Consider the following 6828-nt stretch of genomic DNA (forward strand, 5'->3'; position numbering starts at 1 on the left):
CGTCAGCGCGCGCGGACTTCCTCGGCGAGCACGGTGAGCAGCTGGTCCGGGTCGACCGGCCGGTCGATGAAGCGGATGCGCGGCAGCGGCGGCAGGTCGGGTTCGATCGTGGTGCGCTCGGCGGGCGCAGCGATCAGGATCAGCGGGCCGCGGTAGTCCCGCTCGAGCAGGTGCGAGGCGGTCATCACGCCGGTCATGAGCGTCATGCGCCCGTCCATGAGCACGACATCGGGGAGGCCATCGCGTTCGATCGACTGCATCGCGACCGCGCCATTGTCGGCAGCCGTCACCGCGTAGCCGCTCGACTCGATGATGTCCTGCAGCATGACGAGCTTGGATTCGCGCTCGATCACGATGAGCACGCGCTCGCCATGGCCCCGTGCGATCGCGGCAGGCCCCTCCGGGGCCTCGCTCGCGGCAGGCATCGGCACGTAGAGCGAGAACGTCGAGCCCTTGCCCGGCTCGCTCTCCACGCGGATCACGCCGCCGTGGTTGGCGAGGATGCGCTGGCACGACAGCAGGCCGAGGCCGGTGCCCTTCTCCTTGGTCGTGAAGAACGGCTTGAACAGGCGGCTTTTCACTTGCTGCGACATGCCGATGCCGGTGTCGCTGATCGAGATGCAGAGGAAACGGCCGGGCCGCGCGGTTTCGTCGGCGAGGAAGAACGTCTCGTCGAGCAGCTGCGGCCGCATCGTCACGCGCAGCGTGCCGCCCGCGGGCATTGCCTGCGCGCCATTGAGGCAGAGGTTGAGCAGGCACTGCTGCAGTTCGGTCGCATTGCCCTCGACTTCGAGCGTCCGCTCCGGCGCATCGACGACGAGCTCGACGTTGCTGGCGAGGCTGCCACGCAGCAGCATCGCGAGGCCGTCGATCAGCGAGGCGATCGACAGGCGGTGCACCGCTGCACGCGAGCCGCGCGCGAACGACAGCATCGAGGCGACGATGTCGAGGCCACGCTGGGTCGATTCGCCGATCAGGCGGCCGATCTTGCGTATTTCCTCGTTCGGATCGTCGCGCAGCATCGCCACGCCCATCGCGATCGGCTGCAGCACGTTGCGCAGGTCATGGCTGAGGCCCGACGCGAGCAGGGCGAGGCTCTCGTAGCGTTGCACGCGCAAGAGTTCCGCCTCGGCCGCGTCGCGCGCGCGCCGGTCCTCGGCTTCCGCGAGTGCGCGGCGCACCGCGCTCGCGAGGCGCGCGAGGTTGTCCTTGAGCACGTAGTCGGTCGCGCCGCGGCGCAGCGCCTCGACCGCCGCATCCTCGCCGATCGTGCCGGACACGAACAGGAACGGGACGCGCGGCGCCGTGTCGCGCGCGATCTCGAGTGCGCGATAGCCGGAGAACTCGGGCATGCTGAGGTCGGACAGCACGATGTCGGGCGCGAACGTCGCGAGCGCACCAACGAACCCGGCTTCGTCCTCGACGCGGCGCCAGTCGAGGTCGAGGCCGTCGTCGCGCAGCTGGTCGAGCACGAGCTCGGCATCGAGTTCGCTGTCCTCGACCAGCAGCACGCGCAGCGCGGGCGATGCGTCCGCCATCAGGCCTCGGGGCGCGCTTCGTTCATGACGGCCCAGAACTGGCCGAGCGTCTGCACCGCGTCGAAGAACTGCCTCGCGTCGACCGGCTTGACCACGTACGCGTTCACGCCGAGGTCCCAGCTCGCGGCGAGGTCGCGCTCCTCGCGCGAGGACGAGAGGATCACCACCGGGATCGAGCGGGTCGACTCGTCGGCGCGGATCGCGCGCAACACCTCGATGCCGTCCATGCGCGGCATCTTGATGTCGAGCAGCACCACGACCGGGTTGCCGTCGCGGCGGCCCGCGAATGCGTTGCGCGCGTGCAGGAAGTCGAGTGCATCCACGCCGTCCTCGACGTGCACGATCGGGTTGGCGATGCGCGCCTCGCGCAGCGCGTCGATGGTCATTTCGGCATCGGCGAGGCTGTCCTCGACGAGCAGGATCGAGCGGATTTCGCGGATCAAGATCGTTACTCCCGGATGGTTTCGTGTCGTGGCAGCGTGAAATGGACGGTCGCGCCCTTGCCGGTCTCGCCTTCGGCCCAGGTATGCCCGCCATGCCGCGCGATGATGCGGCGCACCGACGCGAGGCCGATGCCGGTACCCTCGAATTCCGATGCCTTGTGCAGGCGCTGGAACACGCCGAACAGCTTGTCCGCGTATTTCATGTCGAAGCCGACGCCATTGTCGCGCACCCAGAATTCGCGCGCATCGCCGTCGTCCCGGAAACCGATCTCGACCAGCGCTGGATCCCGTGCCGCAGTGTACTTGAGGGCGTTGTCGAGCAGGTTCTGCCAGGCCAGGCGCAGCATCGAGGCGTCGGCAATGACGACCGGCAGCGGCGCGACCTGCCATTGCACGGTGCGGTCCTCGATCGCCGACATCAGGGTCGAGCGGACTTCCTCGACCAGGGACTGCAGGTCCACCGGCTGCAGCCGCAGGGCGTGCCGGCCGAGGCGCGAGTAGGCGAGCAGGTCCTCGATCAGTGCGGACATGCGCCGCGCCGAGTCGGCGATCACCGCGCAGTAGTGGGCGAGCCTGGCATCGCGCTCGTCGCCGAGCTGAGAGGCGAGCTTGTCGGCGAAGCCGGCGATATGGCGCAGCGGCGCGCGCAGGTCGTGCGAGACCGAATAGGAGAAGGCCTCGAGTTCGCGGTTGACCTCGGTGACCTGCTCGATCTTGCCGGACAGCTGCCGATTCAGCTCGAGCACCTGTTCCTCGGAATGCTTGCGCGCGGTGATGTCGCTGACCGTGATGAGCGCGGCCGGGCGCGAGATGTCGGGCAGGTCAATCGCGCGCGCGTTGACGATCACGCGGCGGCGAGCGCCGTCGGCACCGTCCTGCTCGGTCTCGAAGTCCCACAGCTCGCGGCGCTGGCCGACGACGTCGCGCAGGCGTTGCAGCAGCGCGGCGTCACTCCAGCCGCCGACCCTTTCGAGGGCGGTACCTTCGGGGGTGGCGAGGCCGTAGACGTCGTTGAACGCGCGGTTGGTCTGCAGCAGGGCGAGGTCGGCGTCGACCACCGCGATCGGCTCGCGCACGGACTCGACGATGAGGCGCGCGCGCCCGACCGCGCTGCGCGCGCCCGCTTCGGCCTCGATGCGGCGCATGGTCTGCTTCTCGGCGAGCCAGAGCACGAAGCCGAGCAGCAGCACCTGTGCGATCGCCGTGGCGATCGTCACGAACGAGGCGAACGCGATCCGCCGGTCCGCATATTGCTGGCGCTCGAGCGCGAGGCGGTTTTCCTCGACGAGCAGATCGTCGGTGATGTCGCCGATCGCGACGCGCGCGAGCGCCGTGGGCGCATCCGCGCCATCGACCACGCGGTCGAGTTCGGTGACGGCCGCATCCAGCCGCGCACGCAGGAAGCCGATGCGCTCCTGCTGCGACGGGTTGTCGATGGTGAGTTCACGCAGCTGCTGCAGCAGCGGTTCGAAGCGCGCGTGCGCGACCGCATAACGTGCACGCACCGCCTCGTCGCCCGGCGTGAGCCGGGTCGCGTAGGCCGATGCCTGCAGTTCGGCGAGCGCCGCATTGAGGTCGTACAGCGTCGTGCGGACCTGCTGCGAATGGCCGAGCCAGCGGAACGACGCGTTGGTCTCGTCGCTGACGCGCTGGCGCACGAGCCAGCCGACGAAGACGACCAGCACGAGGCTGCCCATCAGCGCAAGGAAACGCATGTTCGCAGCGGTCAGTCGCACCGGCCCGGTTCTCCCCGAAAAGTAATGCGCAGCCGCCTATCTCGCATGGAAATGGGCCGCGCGTCCAGCGCACAAGGGTTGTTTTTCGTTCAGCAACGCAGGATGAACGGTGCCGGCAACGGGCCCGAGGCGTTAACGATCGGTTGAACGGGGCGCCGCTACGTTCACGCCGTCCATCGCGACATTACCGCACAGGACCATCCACGCATCGACATGCCCTTGCCGGGCGACAACCAAGGGGTTCGTCATGGCTTCCATCGCACCACCCAGTACCTTCGCCGACCGGCGCGCCCAGCGCGCCAAGCTCGCGGGGTCGCTCACCGGGGATCTGGGCATCATCGCCCTGAACCTGCACCACGCACTCAAGCGCAGCGACATCGTGGTCTGGACCGATGCCGCCGCCGAAGTCTATTTCGATGCGGCCGATCGCTGCCCCAACCTCGAGGCCGATCATCTGGTCGGTACCTACGGCCTCGGCGCGAACATCGCCGACATCGAGGCCGACCTCGGCGTCGTGCGCCACGAGCGCCTGTCGAACTGGATGATCCTGTCGGGAGACGACGCATGAGCATCGGCACACTCCTCATCATCATCCTCATCATCGCGCTCGTCGCGGGCCTGCCGGCCTGGCCGTACAGCCGCAGCTGGGGCTACTACCCGGCCGGTGGCGCGGGCCTCCTGCTCGCGATCGTCGTGGTCCTGCTGCTGCTCGGCGTGTTCTAGCGGGCCGGCCGTTGGCTTAGGATGGCGGGCTTCCCGAAGAGCCCGCCCTGCCGATGCCAACGATTCCATGGCGGTATCTGCCCGTCCTCGCCGGACTGTGCCCGATCGCGGCGCCATGTGCTGACCCCGACCTGCCCGTCGTCGTGGTCACCGCGACGCGCACGCCGCAGTCCGCATTTGACATACCGGCCTCGATCGATGCCGTCGTCATCGACGACGTCGTCGACGTATTCGGCGTCAACCCGTCCGATTGGCTCGGCGGGATGCCCGGCCTCCTCGCGCGTGACCGGCAGAACTACGCGCAGGACGAGCAGATCTCGATCCGCGGTTTCGGCGCACGCGCGACGTTCGGCGTGCGCGGCGTCCGGTTCTACACCGACGGCATCCCCGCGACGATGCCGGACGGGCAGGGCCAGGTGTCGCATTTCAACCTCGATTCCGCCGCGCGCATCGAAGTGCTGCGCGGTCCGTTCTCGGCGCTCTACGGCAATTCCTCGGGTGGCGTGATCCAGCTGTTCGGCGCGGACGGCAGCGTGCCGCCGCAAGTCTCGCTCGACCTCGTCGGCGGCAGCCATGGCAATGCGCGCGCGAGCGTGAATGCGCGCGGCGTCGCAGGCGACCTCGACTACAACCTCGACCTCACGCACTTCCAGACCGACGGCTGGCGCGACCACAGCGCGGCGAAGCGCGAGTCGGGCAACGCCAAGCTCGCGTGGACCCTCGGCGAAGGCGGCAAGCTGACGCTGCTCGCGAACACGCTCGCCTTGCCCGGCGCGGACGATCCGCTCGGGCTCACGCATGCGCAGTTCGACGCCGACCCGCGCAGCGTCGCGAGCGTCGCCACGCAGTTCGACACGCGCAAGAGCGTGCACCAGAACCAGGGCGGCGCGATCTGGGAACAGGATCTCGGCGGCGGCCACGCGTTGCGCGTGCTCGGCTACTACGGCACGCGCGAGGTCGAGCAGTACCTCGCGATCCCGGTCGCCACGCAGGCGAACCCGAAGCACTCGGGCGGCGTGGTCGACCTCGACTCCCGCTACGGCGGCAGCGATGCGCGCTGGACCTGGAGCGGCGAACTCGCCGGCCGCGCCTTCGAACTCGCGGCCGGCCTCAGCTGGGATCGGCAGGCGCAGCATCGGCGCGGTTACGAGAACTTCGTCGGCGACGTGCTCGGCGTGCGCGGCGCGCTGCGCCGCGACGAGGACGACACGGTACGCGATTTCGACCAGTACGCGCAGGCGACCTGGCGCATCGCCGAGCGCTGGAGCCTCGTCGCCGGTCTTCGCCACAGCTCCGTCGCCTTCGATGCGCGCGACCGCTACGTCACCGCGGGCAATCCCGACGACAGCGGCCGCCTCGACTATGGCGCGACCACGCCGGTCGCGGGCCTCCTCTGGCGCGCGGCGCGCGGGGTCAACGTCTATGCGTCGTATGGGCGCGGCTTCGAGACGCCGACGTTCAACGAACTCGGCTACCGCGCCGACGGCGCCGCGGGCCTCGCGTTCGATCTCGACCCCGCGCGCAGCCGCAACGCCGAACTCGGCATCAAGCTGCGGCCGTCCACGTCGGTGGACGCCAGCGTCGCGCTGTTCCGCGCCGACACGCGCGACGAACTCGCGGTCGCGACCAGCACAGGTGGGCGCACGACCTACCAGAACATCGGCAAGGCGCGCCGCGACGGCGCCGAAGCGGCGCTCGCCTGGCGCATCGGCGATGCCTGGACTTTGCAGCTCGCCTGGACCTGGCTCGACGCGACGTTCCGCTCCGCCTTCCTTACCTGCGCCGGTACGCCGTGCACGGCTCCCGACACGCCGGTCGCGGCCGGCGCGCGCATCCCCGGCATCCCGCGCAGCACCGTGCATGCAGGCCTGCGCTGGGGCGGCGAGCACGGCTGGCACGCGGGCACCGCGGCCGACGCGGTCGGCGCGGTCGTCGTCAACGACCTCGGCACCGATCGCGCATCCGGCTATGTCGTCGCCGCCGCCGATCTCGGCTATGCCTTCGAACTCGACGCAGGACGGCTCGACGCATTCGCGCGCATCGACAACCTGTTCGATCGGCGTTACGCGGGTTCGGTGATCGTCAACGATGGCAATGGGCGCTATTTCGAGCCGGCGCCGGGGCGGGCGTTCATGCTCGGGGTGAAGTGGACGTGGAGTCGGTGAGGGTTTGAGCTGTCGGGATCGGCGAATGGTCGGCCTCGCCTCGGCGTAGCGTGGGCCTTGGCAGCCTTGGCTCCCAGATGGGAACGCCACGTCGACTCCAATGCGCGTATCCGCGAAAGGCTTCTTTCGCCCCCCGGGGTGCTGTCGCGAGGTTCCGCTCGCCTCGGCGGCGAGCGGGTGACTTCTCTTTGCTCGCCCAAAGAGAAGTCACCAAGAGAAAGGG

The 6828-nt window shown here is 69.3% G+C and carries 5 protein-coding genes and 1 pseudogene; 3 read left to right on the plus strand and 3 right to left on the minus strand.

The features are described from left to right. Nucleotides 1-2: 2 nt before the first annotated feature. From ACTHK2_RS18860 to ACTHK2_RS18870, 3 genes and pseudogenes are all read right to left on the minus strand, one after another. Nucleotides 3-1538, minus strand: coding sequence for a response regulator (locus ACTHK2_RS18860; RefSeq protein ID WP_440247278.1), 1536 nt, complete (start codon nt 1536-1538; stop codon nt 3-5). Beyond that, nucleotides 1538-1978 carry a response regulator gene (locus ACTHK2_RS18865; RefSeq protein WP_440247282.1) on the minus strand — a complete coding sequence of 147 codons (441 nt, stop codon included), beginning with the start codon at nt 1976-1978 and terminating at the stop codon, nt 1538-1540. The genes ACTHK2_RS18860 and ACTHK2_RS18865 overlap by 1 nt, the downstream gene beginning before the upstream one ends. An 8-nt stretch (nt 1979-1986) precedes the next feature. Continuing rightward, nucleotides 1987-3588, minus strand: a pseudogene (locus ACTHK2_RS18870) (sensor histidine kinase); the annotation flags it as partial. Between the two features lie 376 nt (nt 3589-3964). Here ACTHK2_RS18870 and ACTHK2_RS18875 point away from each other — a divergent pair. From ACTHK2_RS18875 to ACTHK2_RS18885, 3 genes are read left to right on the plus strand one after another with little or no spacing between them, the layout of a single operon-like run. After that, the gene (locus ACTHK2_RS18875) at nt 3965-4285 is read left to right on the plus strand and encodes a hypothetical protein (protein WP_440247279.1); all 321 of its coding nucleotides are present in this window, start codon (nt 3965-3967) and stop codon (nt 4283-4285) included. Continuing rightward, on the plus strand, nt 4282-4440 hold the full coding sequence (locus ACTHK2_RS18880) for a DUF3309 family protein (RefSeq protein ID WP_440247280.1): 159 nt from the start codon (nt 4282-4284) through the stop codon (nt 4438-4440). Before ACTHK2_RS18875 ends, ACTHK2_RS18880 begins: the two co-directional genes overlap by 4 nt. Nucleotides 4441-4493: 53 nt before the next feature. Continuing rightward, nucleotides 4494-6605 (plus strand): TonB-dependent receptor family protein, encoded by a 2112-nt coding sequence (locus ACTHK2_RS18885; protein WP_440247281.1) that lies wholly within the window; start codon nt 4494-4496, stop codon nt 6603-6605. The last annotated feature ends 223 nt before the right edge of the window (nt 6606-6828 follow it).

Source organism: Dokdonella sp., assembly GCF_051958935.1.
Lineage (GTDB): Bacteria > Pseudomonadota > Gammaproteobacteria > Xanthomonadales > Rhodanobacteraceae > Dokdonella_A.

What these genes read in the sequence shown, in the direction of transcription:
- ACTHK2_RS18860 (WP_440247278.1), bottom strand. Translation starts at nt 1,538, where the DNA reads ATGGCGGACGCATCGCCCGCGCTGCGCGTGCTGCTGGTCGAGGACAGC.
- ACTHK2_RS18885 (WP_440247281.1), top strand. Translation starts at nt 4,494, where the DNA reads ATGCCAACGATTCCATGGCGGTATCTGCCCGTCCTCGCCGGACTGTGC.
- ACTHK2_RS18880 (WP_440247280.1), top strand. Translation starts at nt 4,282, where the DNA reads ATGAGCATCGGCACACTCCTCATCATCATCCTCATCATCGCGCTCGTC.
- ACTHK2_RS18875 (WP_440247279.1), top strand. Translation starts at nt 3,965, where the DNA reads ATGGCTTCCATCGCACCACCCAGTACCTTCGCCGACCGGCGCGCCCAG.